Below are 15,842 nucleotides of genomic sequence, written 5' to 3' on the forward strand. Positions count from 1 at the left end.
CTCGCCAAGCGCGAAGACTTTCGTGCTAGCGTCGTCTTCGAGCGGCGGCGTACGGACCGCCGCGCGCGGTGCTTCATGATGGCTGCAGGTTCGCTGACCTTCGCCACGCCTCCCGTCGATGACGCCCAGCCCGGCGCGGACTGGTTCTTCGCGCTCGCGGAGACCGCCCCGCAGATCGTCTGGTCGGCCCCCGCCGGCGGTGAGCCCGACTATTTCAACGCCTATTGGCGCGATCTCACGGGCATGCCGAAGGGCTCCGACGGCGGTCGGCTGTGGCTCGAGGTCATGCATCCGGACGACCGCGAGGCGACCGTCGCGCGCTGGCGAAAGAGCCTCGCGACCGGCGATCCTTTCGCCGCGGAGTTCCGTATCCGCGACCGCGTCGAAGGCGGCTGGCGCTGGTTCCACGGCGAAGCCTGGCCGATGCGCGAGGCCGGCGCGATCGTCCGCTGGTTCGGGCTCGGGGTCGATATCGAGGACGTCGTCCGCGTTCGAGAGGGCGCGGCGCGGCGCGGCCATGAGCTCGAGCGCCTGATCGAATCCCGCAACGCCGATCTCGCCAAGGCGAAGGAGCGCGTCGAAGCCCAGGACGCGGTCCGCCGCGAGGAGGAGAGCGCGCGCCGCGACCTCGACGCGCTCTACGCCGCCTATATCGACAACACCGCCGACGGCGTGTTCGTCGTCGCCGTCGAGCCCAACGCGCCGATCGTCGCCGAAACCGTCAATCGCGTGATGGAGCGCGCGCTCGGCGTCCGGCGCGAGGCGATCCAGGGGCGCGAGCTCGGCCATTTCCTGCCTCCGGCGATGGCCGAACGGCTGGTGCGGCAGATCGAGACCTGCGTCGCCTCCGGCCAGCCCCTGCGCTACGAGGAGACCGTGGAGCTCGACCAGGTCGATCGCGTGATCGAGGTCGCGCTCGCGCCGGTGGCGACCGAAGACGGACGGTCGGCGCATGTCGTGGGTTCCGCGCGCGACCTGACCGAGCGGCGCGAGGCCGAGCAGCAGCTGCGCCAGGCGCAGAAGATGGAGGCGGTGGGCCAGCTCACCGGTGGCGTCGCCCACGACTTCAACAATCTGCTGCAGGTCGTGCGGGGCAATCTGGAGCTGCTGGCGCATGAGCTGGCGGACGTCCTCAATCCGGCGATCGAGCGCCGGCTCCGGGACGCGATGGCCGGCGCCGAGCGCGGCGCCAAGCTCACGCGGCAATTGCTGGCCTTTTCGCGCCGTCAGCCGTTGACGCCGAAGCCGACGGATGTCGGCGCGTTGATCGCGTCGATGCAGGAGCTGTTGCAGCGCGCGCTCGGCGAGACGATCGAGATCGCGATCGAGCGCGATCCGGAAGGCTGGACGGCGCTCGTGGACGCAGCCCAGCTCGAGAACGCGGTGCTCAACCTCGCCATCAACGCGCGCGACGCGATGCCCGGCGGCGGACGCGTCGCCATCGCGGTCCGCAACGTCGAGGGCGACGGGCAGGACACGGGCGACACGGTCGAGATCACCGTCGCCGATTCGGGCTCGGGCATGGTCCCTGCGGTGCTCGCGCGCGTCTTCGAGCCGTTCTTCTCGACCAAGCCCGAGGGCCGCGGCACCGGGCTCGGACTGCCGCAGGTTCAGGGCTTCATCGAGCAGTCGAACGGCCATATCGAGATCGAGAGCGCGCCGGAGAAGGGCACCACCGTCCGGCTCAGCCTGCCGCGCAGCGCCGCGGCCGCGGCCGCCGAACCCGCGGCCGAACCGGCCGACGCCCGCGGTCGCGGCGAGCGGATCCTGGTCGTCGAGGACGACGACGCCGTGCGCCGCGCCGCGGCCGATCTGCTCGTCTCGCTCGGCTATGACGTCACCGCCGCCGGCACGACGCGGGAGGCCGCCCTCGCGCTCGAGCGCGGCGAACCGTTCGATCTCATGCTCTCGGACGTCGTGATGCCCGGCCAGCCGACGCCGCCCGACCTCGCGAACGACGCGCGGGCGGCCCATCCCGAACTCAAGGTGCTGTTCATGTCGGGCTATGCGGAGGACGTCATCGTCCATCAAGGCAGGATCGACGCCGACGTCCATCTGATCGACAAGCCCTACGGAAAGGACGACCTCGCCCGCAAGCTGCGCGAACTGCTCGACCGGACTCCGGCGGCGACGCCGCGCTCCGCGCCGCTTCGCGTGCTGCTGGTCGAGGACGAGCCGCTGATCGCGATGAGCGTGGCCGACATGCTCAGCGCACATGGCTATCGCGTCGTCGAGGCCCGGAACGCCGCCGCGGCCCAGGCGGCTTTCAACGGCGCCGAGCCGATCGACGTCGTGCTCACCGACCTCGGCCTGCCCGATATGGACGGGGAGGACCTGGCGCAATGGTTCCGGAACCAGCGTCCAGGGGTGCCGATCGTGTTCTCGACGGGCCGCGACGACTTCCAGCCGTCGCCGGCGCTGGCGGACGGCGGACGCTGGGCCGTCGTCACCAAGCCCTATGACGGACAAACCCTGCGCGACGCGCTGGAAGCCTGCGCCCCTCCGTTCTCGAAGCCGGTCGCAGCCCCCCGCCCTTGACCGGGGCCGCCGCGCGGGTGCATTCGACGGCACCGCATGCGCGCGAGCGCCAGCCCCACCCCGACGGACACGCATGGACCTCGACAGCATCGAGCAGGCGATCGCCGCGATCGCCGCAGGCGAACTCGTGGTCGTCGTCGACGACACCGACCGCGAGAACGAAGGCGACCTGATCTGCGCGGCGTCGAAGGCGACGTCCGAGGCGCTCGCCTTCATGGTCCGCCACACCAGCGGCATCATCTGCGCGCCGATGACGGCGGAGCGCGCCGACGCGCTCAACCTCGCGCCGATGGTCGCGAACAATCGCGACCCGATGCGCACCGCCTTCACCGTGTCGGTCGATTACAAGATCGGACTGACGACCGGCATCTCCGGCGAGGAGCGCGCCAACACCGTGCGCGCGCTCGCCTCGAGCAACGCGATCGCCGGCGACTTCCTGCGCCCCGGCCACGTCTTCCCGCTGATCGCGCGCGACGGCGGCGTGCTGACGCGCTCGGGCCACACCGAGGCCGCGACCGATCTCGCGGCGCTTGCGGGCCTTCCGGCCGTCGGCGTGCTCGCCGAGGTCGTCAACGACGACGGCACGGTGAAGCGGCTGCCCGAGCTGATCGCCTTCGCCCGCGAGCACGGCCTTAAGATCGTCTCGATCGAGGACCTGATCGACCACCGCTCGCGGCGCGAGACCTTCGTGCGCCGCGTCGACCGCTTCGAGCGCCGCATCGGCGGCCTCGACGCCGCGATCACGATCTACGAGACGCCGTTCGAGCAGACCCAGCACCTCGCGATCACCGTCGGCGACATCGGCGGCGAAACGGCCGCGCCCTGCCGCATCCACCGCGAGCACCTGCTGACCGACCTGCTGCGCGGCGCCGCGACCTCCAAGGGCTGGCTCGACAACGCCCTCGCCCGCTTCAACGAGACCGGACGGGGCGTGTTCGTGCTGATCCGCGACCCTGCGGTCATGCGCGACTCCGCCGAGTCGATCGCCGACGCGGCCGATCCGGCGGCGGAGAAGCACAGATCCGCCCGCCAGCGCCGCGCGCGCTGGCGCGAGATCGGCGTCGGCGCGCAGATCCTGCGCGACCTCGGCGCCCGCAAGATCTCGCTCCTCGCCGGCCACGAGCGCCAGTTCGTCGGCCTCGCCGGCTTCGGCATCGCGATCGAGAAGACCGAGATCGTGGACGAGTAGGAAGTAGCGCCTCAGGCGCCGGGCTGCGGTCCCTTCGCCTTCTCGATCTCCGGCAGCAGCGTCTTGGTCATCGCCTCGTCCGTGAGCGGGCCCACGAATTTGAAGGCGATGCGGCCCTGGCCGTCGACGACGAAGGTCTCGGGCACGCCGTAGACGCCCCAGTCGATCGCGGCGCGGCCGCTCGGATCGACGCCGACCTTTGCGAACGGGTTGCCGAGGCCGCCGAGGAAGCGGCGGGCGTTTTCAGGGTCGTCCTTGTAGTTGATCCCGAACAGCCGGACGCCCTTGTCCTTCAGGGTCATGAGCAGCGGGTGCTCGATCCGGCAGGGCGCGCACCACGACGCGAACACGTTGACCACCGTGACCTCGCCCGCCGCGAGATCGGCGCGGGAGAAGCCGGGCACCGCGCCGGCGTCGCCCGTCAGGCGCTCCAGCGGCGGCAGCGCGACGTCGGGGGCGGGACGTCCGATCAGCGCCGAGGGCAGCGCCGCAGGGTCGCCGCTGAACAGCCGGCCGTAGAGCAGCGCCGCGAGCGCGACGAACAGCAGAACGGGCAGCAGCAGGAGGCGCCGCCTCAGGCCGAAGCGGGGCTTGCCGGCCTCGTCGCGCGCGCTCATCGCGCGTCGCCCCGGCGACGCGGACGCCGCGCCTCGAGCTCGGCCAGCGCCTTGGACTGGATGCGGTGGTCGAGGATCGTCCACAGGATCACCCCGGCGACGACGGCGAAGCCGATCGCGTAGGCCGCGAGGATGAAGCCGGCGTGCGGACCGCTCATTCCGCGGGCTCCGCCGCGAAGGCGCCGGCGGAGGACGCGGCGGTCAGCCTCAGCGTCCGGACCCGCCGGCGCACGAGCTCGGTGCGCATCGCCGCGAGATGCAGCGTCACGAACAGCAGCGTGAAGCCGATCGCGCAGACCAGCAGCGGGATCAGGATGGAGGCATCCATCGTCGGCTTGCCGGCGCGGATCACCGAGGCCGGCTGGTGCAGCGTGTTCCACCAGTCGACCGAGAACTTGATGATCGGGATGTTGACCGAGCCGACGAGGGTCAGGATCGCGCAGGCCTTCGCCGCGCGCGACGGCTCCTCCATCGCCGACCTCAGCGCCATCAGGCCGAGATACATCAGGAACAGGATGAGGAACGATGTCAGCCGCGCGTCCCACACCCACCACGTCCCCCACATCGGCTTGCCCCAGAGCGAGCCGGTGGCGAGCGCGAGGAAGGTGAAGGCGGCGCCGAGCGGGGCTGCGGCCTTCGCGGCCACGTCCGCGAGCGGGTGGCGCCAGATCAGCACGCCGAGGCTCGCGATCGCCATCAGCACGTAGCCGAACATGCCGAGCCAGGCGGAGGGCACGTGCAGGAACATGATCCGCACGGTCTCGCCCTGCTGGTAGTCCGGCGGCGCGACGAACAGGCCGAGATAGAGGCCCGCGCCGAGCGTCAGCGCCGTCGCGCCTGCGAGCCAGGGCAGCGCGCGGCGCGCGAAGGCGGAAAAGCGCGTCGGGTTGGCGAGCGAGGAGACGGCGGAGATCAGGCCCATGGCGGTTCGCTTCGTTTCCCTGCCGTCATCCCGGATGGCGGCGCAGCCGCGATCTCGCGATCGTCATCCGAGAAAGGCGCCCATTGCGAGGCGATCCTGGATGACGCCACGCGTCGGGCCGCACTCACTAAAGCGTATCGCCGCGGAGCGAAACCGGCCTTTCGACCGGCCTTCTCATTCGCGCAGAACTTTGAGGGCCCCGGCCGCTGCGACCGGGCCGAGCACGGCGTAGCCGAGCGCCAGTCCGGCGAGCGCGCTCAGCGGCCCGAACCCGCTTTGCGTCGGATCGCTCGCCGCGACGCCGAAGATCAGCACGGGTATGGCGAGCGGCAGAATGAGCACGGGCACGAGCAGCCCCCCTCGTCTCAGCCCGACGGTGAGCGCCGCGCCGACGGCGCCGAGGCAGGCGAGCGCCGGCGTGCCAACCAGCAGCGCGAGCGCGACTCTGGCGAGCGTCGCCGGCGCGACGTCCAGCATCACGCCGAACAGCGGCGCCGCGATCACCAGCGGCAGTCCGGTCGTGAGCCAGTGCGCCAGGATCTTGCCCGCGACCAGCGCCTCGAGCGGCGCCGGCGCGAGCTGCGCCAGGTCCAGGCTGCCGTCTTCGTGATCGGCCTGAAGCAGCCGGTCGAGGCCGAGCAGGGTCGCGAGCAGCGCCCCGAGCCACAGGATCGCCGGGCCGATGCGTCCCAGCAGCTTGAGGTCCGGACCGATCGCGAACGGCGTCAGCGTCACGACCAGGAGGAAGAACACGACTCCGAGACCCGCCCCGCCTCCGCGGGCGAGCGCGAGATCGCGCGAGATCAGGGCGACCAGGGGCGAAGGCATGGGCGGGAAGGGTCTCGGCCGGGGGCGTCCGGCGTGACGCGGGTCTGAACCATAGCACCTGCTCGCGAGTTGATCAGGCCCGGACCCGACGGTTCGGCACGCATTTGGAGACGCATGTCATGACCAACCGCTTTATCGTTCCGGCCGCCGTCCTCGCCTTCGCCGGCTTCGCCTCCGCGCCCGCCTCGGCCGCCGACGAGACCGAAATGGCGAAGAACGCGAAGGTTTCGATCGTCCAGGCGATCGACGCCGCCGAGCAGAAGGGGCAGGGCAAGGCCACGGACGCCGAGTTCGAGGACGACAATGGCGGGCGCTGGGAGATCAAGGTCCTGAGCGGCGGCGGCGACAAGCTCACCGAGTATTACGTCGATCCCAACTCCGGCCAGGTGACGGGCGAGGAGGAGCAGACCTTCGAAAAATACTTCACCATGCTGAAGCCGGCCGACTTCCAGAAGGCCCAGGTTCAGCTGAAGGACGCCATCGCCGCCGCCGAGACGGCCGCCAAGGGCAAGGCGATCGGCGCCGAGGTCGAGCGCTCGGGCGACGCCGTCGCCTATGAGATTGACGTCGCCACCGACAACGGCGTTCAGGACGTCGACGTCGACGCCATGGGCAAGGCCGTCGTGGACTGATCAGACGCCGGGTCGGCGCGGCGCGAGATCAAGCGTCGCGCCGCCTGGAAAACCGAGCTCGGCGTGGGTCGCGGCGATCACCAGGCCGCCCTTCGCCCGATGCTCGGCGATGAGGTCTGCGAGCAGTCGCTGACCCGCGGCGTCGAGCGCCGCGGTCGGCTCGTCGAGCAGCCAGATCGGCCGCGGCGCCGCCAGCAGGCGCGCGAGAGCGAGCCGCCGCCGCTGGCCGGCGGACAGCACGGCCCCGGGCAGATCGGCGATCGCCGCGAGCCCGACGCGGTCTAGGGCGAGCCCCAGATCGCCCTCGCCGCCGAGCAGGTCCCGTGCGAAGCGCAGGTTGCGGGCGACGGACAGGCCGGCCTTCACCGCGTCGAGATGGCCGAGGAGATGCATCCGCTCGGGCGCGCGCAGCCCGGCCGCGTCGCCCTCGATCCGCACCGAACCGGCCTCCGGCTTCAGCAGCCCGGCGAGCGTGCGCAGCAAGGTCGACTTGCCCGCTCCGTTCGGCCCCGTGACGGCGAGCGCGCCTTCCGCGTCGACGGCCAGGCTGACGCCGTCCAGCACCGGCCGCCCGCCGCGCGCGACCCTCAGCGCGTCCGCGACGAGCTTCACGACGGGGCGCGCCCGTCGGACGGACGCGGCGGGCGGCCGCGCTCTGGAACGGGTCGAAGGCCGCCCGAATTCGCCATGCCGGACCTGCCCTCAAGCGGCTTCAACGCTGACAACTCTTCCCCTATAAGGAGCCTGCGTCCATCTTGTGCAGCGCACGCGCGAGAGGCTTCGACAGCGGCGTGACGATCCCGGTGCGCGGCCCCGAATCCCAGGAGCTCTTCCCCGTGTCCCATCCCGACAGCTTCCGGTCCGCGAAAACTCTGTCTGTCGGTTCGAAGTCCTACCGCTACTACAGCATCCCCGACGCCGAGGCGAACGGGCTCGAGGGCGTGTCCCGCCTGCCCTTCTCGATGAAGGTGCTGCTCGAGAACCTGCTGCGCTTCGAGGACGGACGCACGGTCAAGAAAGACGACATCTCGGCGGTCAAGGGCTGGCTCGAGAACCGCGGCAAGGGCGAGTACGAGATCGCCTACCGCCCGTCGCGCGTGCTGATGCAGGACTTCACGGGCGTGCCCGCGGTGGTCGACCTCGCCGCGATGCGCGACGCCATGGTGCATCTCGGCGGGGACCCGAAGCGCATCAACCCGCTGGTGCCGGTCGACCTCGTGATCGACCATTCCGTGATCGTGAACTTCTTCGGCGACAACGCCGCCTTCGGCAAGAACGTCGAGGAGGAGTACAAGCAGAACCAGGAGCGCTACCGCTTCCTGAAATGGGGGCAGTCGGCCTTCGACAATTTTCGCGTGGTGCCGCCCGGCACCGGCATCTGCCACCAGGTGAACCTCGAATACCTCGCCCAGACCGTCTGGACGAAGGATGAGGACGGCGAGACCGTCGCCTATCCCGACACCTGCGTCGGCACCGACAGCCACACGACCATGGTGAACGGCCTCGGAGTGCTTGGCTGGGGCGTCGGCGGCATCGAGGCCGAGGCGGCAATGCTCGGCCAGCCGGTGTCGATGCTGATCCCTGAAGTGATCGGCTTCAAGCTGACCGGCCAGCTCAAGGAAGGCATCACCGCCACCGACCTCGTGCTCACCGTCACGCAGATGCTGCGCAAGAAGGGCGTGGTCGGCAAGTTCGTGGAGTTCTACGGCGACGGGCTCGACCATCTGTCGCTCGCGGACCGCGCCACCATCGGCAACATGGCGCCGGAATATGGCGCGACCTGCGGCTTCTTCCCCGTCGACGCCGAGACCATCGCCTATCTGGACGAGACCGGCCGGGATCCCGATCGGCTGTCGCTTGTGGAAGCCTATTGCAAGGCGCAGGGAATGTGGCGCGAGGCCGGATCGCCCGACCCGGTGTTCACCGACGCGCTGGAGCTCGACATCACCACCGTCGAGCCGTCGCTCGCCGGGCCGAAGCGCCCGCAGGACCGCGTGCTGCTGAAGGAGGCCAAGACCGGCTTCCTGGCGGCGCTCGAAGGCGAGTTCAAGAAGCCGGGCGAGGCGTCCAAGCGCGTGCCGGTCGCCAATTCCGGCTTCGACCTCGGCCATGGCGACGTGACGATCGCCGCCATCACCTCCTGCACCAACACGTCCAATCCGAGCGTGCTGATCGCGGCCGGCCTGCTCGCCCGCAAGGCGGTCGCCAAGGGGCTGAAATCCAAGCCGTGGGTGAAGACCTCGCTCGCGCCGGGCAGCCAGGTGGTCGAGGGCTACCTGAAGGCCGCCGATCTGCAGAAGGACCTCGACGCCCTCGGCTTCAACCTGGTTGGCTTCGGCTGCACCACCTGCATCGGCAATTCCGGCCCGCTGCCGGAGGACATCTCGGAGGCGATCAACGCTCACGATCTGGTCGCGGGCGCCGTGATCTCCGGCAACCGCAATTTCGAGGGCCGCGTAAACCCGGACGTGAAGGCGAACTACCTCGCCTCGCCGCCGCTGGTCGTCGCCTATGCGCTCGCGGGCTCGCTTCAGATCGACCTGACCACCGAGCCGCTCGGCATGGGATCGGACGGCGCCCCGGTCTATCTCAGGGACGTCTGGCCCTCGAACCAGGAGGTCCAGCAGTTCATCCGCGAGAACGTCACCAAGGCGATGTTCCAGGAGAAATACGCCGACGTCTTCAAGGGCGACGAGAATTGGCAGAAGATCGACGCGCCGGCGGGAGAGACCTACGCCTGGGTCGACAGCTCGACCTACGTCCAGAACCCGCCCTATTTCGAGGGCATGGAGCGCGATCCGAAGCCGATCACCGACATCGACGACGCGCGCATCCTCGGGCTGTTCCTCGATTCGATCACCACCGACCACATCTCGCCGGCGGGCTCGATCAAGCAGGCGTCCCCGGCCGGCGAGTATCTGCGCGACCATCAGGTCCGGCCGGCCGACTTCAACCAGTACGGCACGCGGCGCGGCAACCACCAGGTCATGATGCGCGGCACCTTCGCCAACATCCGCATCAAGAACCAGATGCTCGACGGCGTCGAAGGCGGGATGACCAAGCACTGGCCCGACGGCGCGCAGATGCCGATCTACGACGCCGCGATGAAGTACAAGGCGGAGGGCGTTCCGCTCGTCGTGTTCGCGGGTAAGGAGTACGGCACCGGCTCGTCGCGCGACTGGGCGGCGAAGGGCACCAATCTGCTCGGCGTGCGCGCGGTCATCGCGCAATCCTTCGAGCGCATCCACCGCTCCAATTTGGTCGGCATGGGCGTTGTGCCGCTGACCTTCCAGGAGGGCGACAGCTGGCAGACGCTCGGCCTGACCGGGGAGGAGACCGTGACGATCCACGGCCTGGCCGACGGCCTGAGGCCGCGCGTGACGCTCGAGGCCGAGATCACCTCGCCGGGCGGCGAAACCCGGAAGGTTCCGCTGCTCTGCCGGATCGACACGCTCGACGAGCTCGACTATTTCCGCAACGGCGGCATCCTGCATTACGTGCTGCGAAGCCTTGCGGCGTGACGGCGCGCCGGCCGATCACGATCAGGAGCGTCACCGCCATGTGAGTGGCGGGGGCGCAGGGGCCGACCCTAAATGGGATCAAGCCTCCGCAGCCGACCGGTTCCAAAGCATGCGTCTCGCTTTTCTCGCCATCATGGGAACTCTCGCCGCCGGCGGCGCGCTCGCCGGAGAGGCGCCGCGCGGCGTGGTCGAGCTGTTCACGAGCCAGGGCTGCTCGTCCTGTCCCCCGGCCGACCGTCTGGCGTTCGATCTCAGCCGCGACGAGCGGACGCTCGTGCTGACGCTTCCCGTCGACTATTGGGACTATCTCGGCTGGAAGGACACGCTCGCCAGTCCCGCGAACTCCGCCCGCCAGCGCGCCTACGCCATGACGCGCGGCGACCGCAAGGTCTACACGCCGCAGGTCGTCGTGAACGGCCGGGACGCCGCGATCGGCGGCGATCGCGGCGCCATCGTCGAGGCCATGCGCCGCGGCGAGAACGAGGGGGGCATGGCGCTCCCCGTCTCGCTCAAGCTCGTCGACGGGCGCGCCGAAGTCACGGTGGCGGCGCCGACGCGGCCGCTGGCTCAGCCGCACGGCGAGGTCTGGGCCTTCGCGATCGAGCGGTCGCGCTCGGTCAAGATCGGCCGCGGCGAGAACGCCGGCCGCAGCGCGACCTACGCCAATGTCGTGCGCCACATGACGCGGCTCGGGTCCTGGGACGGAGCCGTCGCCCATTTCGACGCGCCGCTCGACGAGATCATGAGGCCCGAGACCGACGCGGTCGCGGTGCTGGTCCAGACGGGCAGCGGCGGACAGCCCGGGGCCATTCTCGGCGCGGCCAAGGCCGACCGGGTTCCGAACGATCCGCCCACCGCGACGTCGCTGCTGATGCGGCAGCCCTATTGAGGGGGTTCGCGCGTCTCGCGAGCGCGGCCGCCCTCGCCTTGTCGGCGTCCGCGGCGGCGGCGGCCGAGCATCCGTCCTACGGTCCGGAGCTCGAAGGCTTCGACTACCCCTATGAGGTTCGGCGCTTCGAGCTGACGTCGCAGGGCAAGGCGATGTCGATGGCCTATATGGACGTCGCCGCGGCCAGGCCGAACGGGCGCACGGTCGTGCTGCTCCACGGCAAGAACTTCTGCTCCGCGACCTTCGAGAGCGCGATCAGGGCGCTGTCGGGCGCCGGCTTCCGCGTGATCGCGGTCGACCAGATCGGCTTCTGCAAATCGACCAAGCCCGAGGGCTACCAGTTCAGCTTCCACCAGCTTGCGGCGAACACCCACGCCCTGCTCGAGGCGGCCGGCGTCACGAAGGCGGTCGTGCTCGGCCACTCCATGGGCGGCATGCTCGCCGCCCGCTACGCGCTGACATACCCCGCCGCGACGGAGCGGCTGGTGATGGTCAACCCTCTCGGCCTCGAAGACTGGAAGGCCGAGGGCGTGCCCTACGCCACCGTCGACCAGCTCCATCAGAGCGAGCTCAAGACGACCTACGACACGGTGAAGGCCTACCAGCTCAAATTCTATTACGACGGCCGGTGGAAGCCCGATTACGACCGCTGGGCCGAGATGAACGCCGGCATGTATGCCGGCGCCGGCCGCGAGCGCGTCGCCTGGATCGGCGCGCTGACCCACGAGATGATCTACACGCAGCCGGTGATCTATGAATTCGGCCGCATCGCCGTGCCGACGACGCTGATGATCGGCCAGACGGACCGCACCGCCCCGGGCGCGAACCGGGCGCCGAAGGAGATCGCGGCGAAGCTGGGAGACTACGCGACGCTCGGCAAGAAGGCCGCCGCCGCGATTCCCGGCGCCGCGCTCGTCGCCTTTCCCGGACGCGGCCACGCGCCGCAGGTCGAGGCGCCGGAGGAGTTCGAGGCGGCGCTGCTCAAGGCGCTCGGCGCGCGGCCGGCGGAGTGATCCGGGTCCGCGGCGCCTTGCGCGCGCCGCAGGCTGGGGCGATCATGACGGCTCGGTGAAGGAGGCGCGATGACCGACCCCGAGCCCATACGTTTCGTCCCCCGCGCGGGCGCGCAGGCGGAAGCCGCCGCCGAGCCCGGGGCTCCGCAGGTCTTCTTCGACCGACGCGAGCTGAACGCTCTCCTCAATCTCTACGGACGCATGGTCGCCGCCGGCGAATGGCGCGACTACGCCATCGATTTCTTCCGCGACCAAGCCGTGTTCTCGGTGTTTCGCCGGGCGAGCGAAGCGCCGCTCTACCGGATCGAGAAGACGCCGAAGCTCGCCCGGCGGCAGGGCGCCTACAGCGTCGTGTCCACGACCGGCCACATCCTGAAGCGGGGACCCGATCTCGCACGGGTGCTCGCCGTCCTCGACAAGCCGGTGCTGCGCGTCATCGGCTGAACGGGATCGGCTCGCTTTGAAGCGGGCTATCCTCGACCGTCATCCCGGGCTTGGCCCGGGATCCATTCTCGCTCACGCCGTCAAGTTACCGCGAACGCCGAGGAAATGGGTTCCGGGACAGCCCGGAACGACGGCTGCGGCGCGCCGCTTTCGCTCACGCCCAGGGACGCTCGGCGGCGAGCTTGGCCTCGTAGCCGTCGATCGACGGCGCCTTCTCCAGCGTCAGGCCGATGTCGTCGAGACCTTCGAGCAGGCAGCGCTTGCGGAACGGGTCGATGTCGAAACGCACGACGCCGCCGTCCGGCCCGTGGATCTCCTGCGCCGCGAGGTCGACGGTGAGCCGGGCGTTCGCGCCGCGCTCGGCGTCGTCCATCAGCTTGGCGTGGTCCTCGGGGCTGACCACGATCGGCAGGATGCCGTTCTTGAAGCAGTTGTTGTAGAAAATGTCGGCGAAGGACGTGGAGATCACGCAGGAGATGCCCTTGTCGAGCAGCGCCCACGGCGCGTGCTCGCGCGACGAGCCGCAGCCGAAATTGTCGCCCGCCACCAGGATTTGCGCGTCCCGATAGGCTGGCTTATTGAGCACGAAGTCCGGGTTTTCGCTGCCGTCGGCGTTGTAGCGCAGCTCGGAGAACAATCCCGCGCCGAGGCCGGTGCGCTTGATCGTCTTGAGGTACTGCTTGGGGATGATCATGTCGGTGTCGATGTTGATCATCGGCAAGGGCGCGGCGACGCCGGTCAGGGTCGTAAACTTCTGCATGTCCTCATCTCCTGAAGCCCGGTGTCATGCTCCCGCCCGAATGCGGGGTCAAGCGCCCGGTCCCTGGCGCGGCCCGGCGCTCCGGTCCGCCCCGCGCGAAGGCGTTCCCACCGCATGATCTTCTCCGTCCACATCCCGAAAACCGCCGGAACGAGCTTCCGGAACGCCCTGAAGAGCCGATATGGCGACCGCCTGGCGCTTTACTACGGCGCGCGGGACAAGGCGACGCATCCGCTGCTCAGGGTGCCGCGGCAGGATCTCGCCTCGCGCATCCCGCTGCTCGAGGAGCACGGAATCGAAGTGCTGCACGGGCACTATTATCTCCGCCTGGTGAAGGACGCCGTCGACGATCCCTCGACGCAGATCTGGACCTGGCTGCGCGACCCGCTCGAGCGGGTCTGGTCGCATTACTCCTTCATCAAGGAGCGCAAGACCAAGTGGTCCTTTGACAAGGAGATCAAGGCGGGCCAGCTCTCCCTGATCGAGTTCGCGAAGAAGAAGCGCATCCGCAACATGTACGCCGAGTATCTGCACGGCTTCGAGCTGAAGGATCTCGCCTTCGTGGGCGTCAGCGAACGCTTCGAGCTCGGTCTCGCGATGCTGTTCGGCGACGGCGCGCCGAAGCTTCCGCGGCGCTACAACGCGGTTCACAAGCGCGTTGCGCTCGACGCGCGGACGCGGGCGCAGCTCCGCGCCGTCACCCGCCGCGACGAGGACCTCTATGTCGAGGCGCTTCGCATGACGATCGACCGTCTGGCGTCGCTCAACGCGATCGAGACGCACGAGCGGCCCGCCGCGGCCGGCACCGACATCGTGCGGCGGCTGATCCGCAAGGTGTCCTGACGCGTCAGCGCAAGGGGTAGGCGGCTTCGACGAGATACGGCCCGCCGCCCACCGAATCGCGCGATGAGAACACCACGAAGCGCTCCGCGCGGAAGGACAGCCGCGCCGGGCCGCCGCGCAGTCCGAGATAGTCCGCGACCGACCTCGGCGACGCGTCGCGCAGCCGCGCCAGCGTGACATGCGGCGTGAACTTGCGGCCCTCGGGCTCGAGGCCCGCGCGCCGCATGAGTCCCTCGTGCTCCCCCTGCAGCTCGATCAGCGCGCGCGACGGAGCGATCTTGGCGATCAAAGCGCGCGGCCGCGCTCCGCCGAAGACGTGGAGCCCCTCGATCACGACGTCGAACGGCGCCCGGCGCACCTTGCCGAGCAGGTATTCCGCCTCATGCGCCGTCTCGTCGTCCACGTCGCCCAGGAAGCGCAGGGTGACGTGATAGTTCTCGACATCGATCCAGCGCGCGCCGGACAGTCCCCCGCGATAGGTGGCGAGCGCGGCGCCGACGTCGTCGGGCACCTCGAGGGCGGTGAACAGCCGCGGCACGGCGGACCTCCTGGCTATTCTGGGAACGAGGGCGCGGCCGCGCTCACGGGCAGGGGTTGGCGCAGACCTGGTGGATCGCGTCGATCCTCTCCTCGATCTCCGCGCTCCATGGCGCGTCGAACGCCGCGAGATCGTGGTCGAGCTGGTCCAGGCTGGTAGCGCCGATGATCACGGAGGTCACGAAAGGACGCGTGGCCGCGAATTTCAAGGCGAGATGGGCCGGCGACCAACCGATCTCCCCAGCAAGATCGAGATAGGCCGTGATCGCGGCCTCCGCGCCCGGCGTCTCGTAGCGCTGCAGCCGGTCGAACAGGGTTTTGCGCGCGCCGGGCGGGAGGGCGCCGTCGCGGTATTTGCCGGTCAGGTAGCCCTGCGCCAGCGGCGAATAGGCGAGCAGGCCGACGTCCTCCCGCAGCGCGATCTCGGCGAGGCCGGTCTCGAAGACGCGGTTGACGAGGCTGTAGGCGTTCTGGATCGACGCGACGCGCGGCAGGCCGCGCGCCTCGGAGTCCGCAAGGAACCGCATCGTGCCCCACGGGCTTTCGTTCGACAGGCCGACATGGCGGATCTTGCCCTCGCGCACGAGCTCGCCGAGGCTCTCCAGGATCTCGTGGATGGGATGCTCGGGGCCGGGCTCGGGTTTGCGGTAGATGATCGGGTTGGAGCCGAACTGGCCGACCTCCCGGTCCGGCCAGTGCAGCTGGTAGAGGTCGATATAATCGGTCTTCAGCCGTCTGAGGCTGCCCTCCACCGCCTCACGGATATCTCTGCGCGACAGCTCCGCCTTGCGGGGCGGATCGCGGAACCACTCCATCACCGAGCGCCCGACGGCCTTGGTGGCGACGATCGTCCGGTCGCGGCCGCCGCGGGCGGCGAGCCAGGAGCCGACGATCTCCTCGGTCCGCCCTTGCGTCTCCGGCTTTGGCGGGATCGGATAGAGCTCGGCGGCGTCGAGGAAATTGACGCCGGCGTCGCGGGCGCGATCGAGCTGGGCGTGGCCTTCGGCCTCGCTGTTCTGCTCGCCGAAGGTCATGGTGCCGAGGCAGACGAGGCTGACGTCGAGCCCCGTCCGCCCGAGCTTGCGGTGCTGCATCTGGAAAGTCTCCGG

The 15,842-nt window shown here is 69.8% G+C and carries 16 protein-coding genes; 8 read left to right on the forward strand and 8 right to left on the reverse strand.

Going from position 1 to position 15,842, the window contains the following annotated elements; genetic code table 11:
• Positions 1-75: 75 nt before the first annotated feature.
• Complete coding sequence (locus ACO2RJ_RS14620) at positions 76-2,538, forward strand: response regulator (RefSeq protein ID WP_423268727.1); 2,463 nt, start codon at positions 76-78, stop codon at positions 2,536-2,538.
• A 73-nt stretch (positions 2,539-2,611) separates the two neighbouring features.
• Positions 2,612-3,727, forward strand: coding sequence for a 3,4-dihydroxy-2-butanone-4-phosphate synthase (gene ribB, locus ACO2RJ_RS14625; protein WP_423268728.1), 1,116 nt, complete (start codon positions 2,612-2,614; stop codon positions 3,725-3,727).
• Positions 3,728-3,738: 11 nt separating this feature from the next.
• Here ribB and ACO2RJ_RS14630 read toward each other — a convergent pair whose 3' ends face one another.
• From ACO2RJ_RS14630 to ccmB, 4 genes are all read right to left on the reverse strand, one after another.
• Entirely contained in the window at positions 3,739-4,344 is a 606-nt protein-coding gene (locus tag ACO2RJ_RS14630) for a DsbE family thiol:disulfide interchange protein (protein ID WP_423268729.1), read from the reverse strand.
• A complete protein-coding gene (gene ccmD / locus ACO2RJ_RS14635; RefSeq protein WP_423268730.1) occupies positions 4,341-4,502 on the reverse strand; it encodes a heme exporter protein CcmD in 162 nt (53 codons plus the stop codon). The genes ACO2RJ_RS14630 and ccmD overlap by 4 nt, the downstream gene beginning before the upstream one ends.
• Positions 4,499-5,266 carry a heme ABC transporter permease gene (locus ACO2RJ_RS14640; RefSeq protein ID WP_423268731.1) on the reverse strand — a complete coding sequence of 256 codons (768 nt, stop codon included), beginning with the start codon at positions 5,264-5,266 and terminating at the stop codon, positions 4,499-4,501. The genes ccmD and ACO2RJ_RS14640 overlap by 4 nt, the downstream gene beginning before the upstream one ends.
• A gap of 174 nt (positions 5,267-5,440) precedes the next feature.
• Positions 5,441-6,094 (reverse strand): heme exporter protein CcmB, encoded by a 654-nt coding sequence (gene ccmB, locus ACO2RJ_RS14645; RefSeq protein WP_423268732.1) that lies wholly within the window; start codon positions 6,092-6,094, stop codon positions 5,441-5,443.
• A gap of 119 nt (positions 6,095-6,213) precedes the next feature.
• On the opposite strand from ccmB, the gene ACO2RJ_RS14650 reads away from it, so the two are divergent.
• A complete protein-coding gene (locus tag ACO2RJ_RS14650) occupies positions 6,214-6,726 on the forward strand; it encodes a PepSY domain-containing protein (RefSeq protein WP_423268733.1) in 513 nt (170 codons plus the stop codon).
• Here ACO2RJ_RS14650 and ccmA read toward each other — a convergent pair whose 3' ends face one another.
• Entirely contained in the window at positions 6,727-7,338 is a 612-nt protein-coding gene (gene ccmA, locus ACO2RJ_RS14655) for a heme ABC exporter ATP-binding protein CcmA (protein WP_423268734.1), read from the reverse strand.
• Between the two features lie 224 nt (positions 7,339-7,562).
• Between ccmA and acnA the strand changes: the two genes are divergently transcribed.
• From acnA to ACO2RJ_RS14675, 4 genes are all read left to right on the forward strand, one after another.
• Positions 7,563-10,247 (forward strand): aconitate hydratase AcnA, encoded by a 2,685-nt coding sequence (gene acnA / locus ACO2RJ_RS14660; protein ID WP_423268992.1) that lies wholly within the window; start codon positions 7,563-7,565, stop codon positions 10,245-10,247.
• Between the two features lie 109 nt (positions 10,248-10,356).
• Positions 10,357-11,136, forward strand: a complete 780-nt coding sequence (locus ACO2RJ_RS14665; RefSeq protein ID WP_423268735.1) for a DUF1223 domain-containing protein — start codon at positions 10,357-10,359, stop codon at positions 11,134-11,136.
• A complete protein-coding gene (locus ACO2RJ_RS14670) occupies positions 11,133-12,149 on the forward strand; it encodes an alpha/beta fold hydrolase (RefSeq protein ID WP_423268736.1) in 1,017 nt (338 codons plus the stop codon). The genes ACO2RJ_RS14665 and ACO2RJ_RS14670 overlap by 4 nt, the downstream gene beginning before the upstream one ends.
• Before the next feature lie 69 nt (positions 12,150-12,218).
• Entirely contained in the window at positions 12,219-12,593 is a 375-nt protein-coding gene (locus ACO2RJ_RS14675; protein ID WP_423268737.1) for a DUF2794 domain-containing protein, read from the forward strand.
• A gap of 154 nt (positions 12,594-12,747) precedes the next feature.
• Here the strand turns inward: ACO2RJ_RS14675 and leuD are convergent, their stop codons facing one another.
• Positions 12,748-13,353, reverse strand: a complete 606-nt coding sequence (gene leuD / locus ACO2RJ_RS14680; RefSeq protein WP_423268738.1) for a 3-isopropylmalate dehydratase small subunit — start codon at positions 13,351-13,353, stop codon at positions 12,748-12,750.
• Between the two features lie 114 nt (positions 13,354-13,467).
• Here leuD and ACO2RJ_RS14685 point away from each other — a divergent pair, with 114 nt between their 5' ends.
• On the forward strand, positions 13,468-14,196 hold the full coding sequence (locus tag ACO2RJ_RS14685; protein WP_423268739.1) for a hypothetical protein: 729 nt from the start codon (positions 13,468-13,470) through the stop codon (positions 14,194-14,196).
• Between the two features lie 4 nt (positions 14,197-14,200).
• Here ACO2RJ_RS14685 and thpR read toward each other — a convergent pair whose 3' ends face one another.
• A complete protein-coding gene (thpR, locus tag ACO2RJ_RS14690) occupies positions 14,201-14,734 on the reverse strand; it encodes an RNA 2',3'-cyclic phosphodiesterase (RefSeq protein ID WP_423268740.1) in 534 nt (177 codons plus the stop codon).
• Between the two features lie 43 nt (positions 14,735-14,777).
• A complete protein-coding gene (locus ACO2RJ_RS14695) occupies positions 14,778-15,827 on the reverse strand; it encodes an aldo/keto reductase (RefSeq protein WP_423268741.1) in 1,050 nt (349 codons plus the stop codon).
• Positions 15,828-15,842: the final 15 nt, after the last annotated feature.

Origin of the sequence: Hansschlegelia sp. KR7-227 (genome assembly GCF_049446035.1) — a bacterium.
GTDB lineage: Bacteria > Pseudomonadota > Alphaproteobacteria > Rhizobiales > Methylopilaceae > Methylopila.

Coding starts and splice junctions, on each gene's coding strand:
- ACO2RJ_RS14620 (WP_423268727.1), top strand. CDS start 76: ATGATGGCTGCAGGTTCGCTGACCTTCGCCACGCCTCCCGTCGATGAC.
- ribB (WP_423268728.1), top strand. CDS start 2,612: ATGGACCTCGACAGCATCGAGCAGGCGATCGCCGCGATCGCCGCAGGC.
- ACO2RJ_RS14630 (WP_423268729.1), bottom strand. CDS start 4,344: ATGAGCGCGCGCGACGAGGCCGGCAAGCCCCGCTTCGGCCTGAGGCGG.
- ccmD (WP_423268730.1), bottom strand. CDS start 4,502: ATGAGCGGTCCGCACGCCGGCTTCATCCTCGCGGCCTACGCGATCGGC.
- ACO2RJ_RS14640 (WP_423268731.1), bottom strand. CDS start 5,266: ATGGGCCTGATCTCCGCCGTCTCCTCGCTCGCCAACCCGACGCGCTTT.
- ccmB (WP_423268732.1), bottom strand. CDS start 6,094: ATGCCTTCGCCCCTGGTCGCCCTGATCTCGCGCGATCTCGCGCTCGCC.
- ACO2RJ_RS14650 (WP_423268733.1), top strand. CDS start 6,214: ATGACCAACCGCTTTATCGTTCCGGCCGCCGTCCTCGCCTTCGCCGGC.
- ACO2RJ_RS14665 (WP_423268735.1), top strand. CDS start 10,357: ATGCGTCTCGCTTTTCTCGCCATCATGGGAACTCTCGCCGCCGGCGGC.
- ACO2RJ_RS14675 (WP_423268737.1), top strand. CDS start 12,219: ATGACCGACCCCGAGCCCATACGTTTCGTCCCCCGCGCGGGCGCGCAG.
- leuD (WP_423268738.1), bottom strand. CDS start 13,353: ATGCAGAAGTTTACGACCCTGACCGGCGTCGCCGCGCCCTTGCCGATG.
- ACO2RJ_RS14685 (WP_423268739.1), top strand. CDS start 13,468: ATGATCTTCTCCGTCCACATCCCGAAAACCGCCGGAACGAGCTTCCGG.
- ACO2RJ_RS14695 (WP_423268741.1), bottom strand. CDS start 15,827: ATGCAGCACCGCAAGCTCGGGCGGACGGGGCTCGACGTCAGCCTCGTC.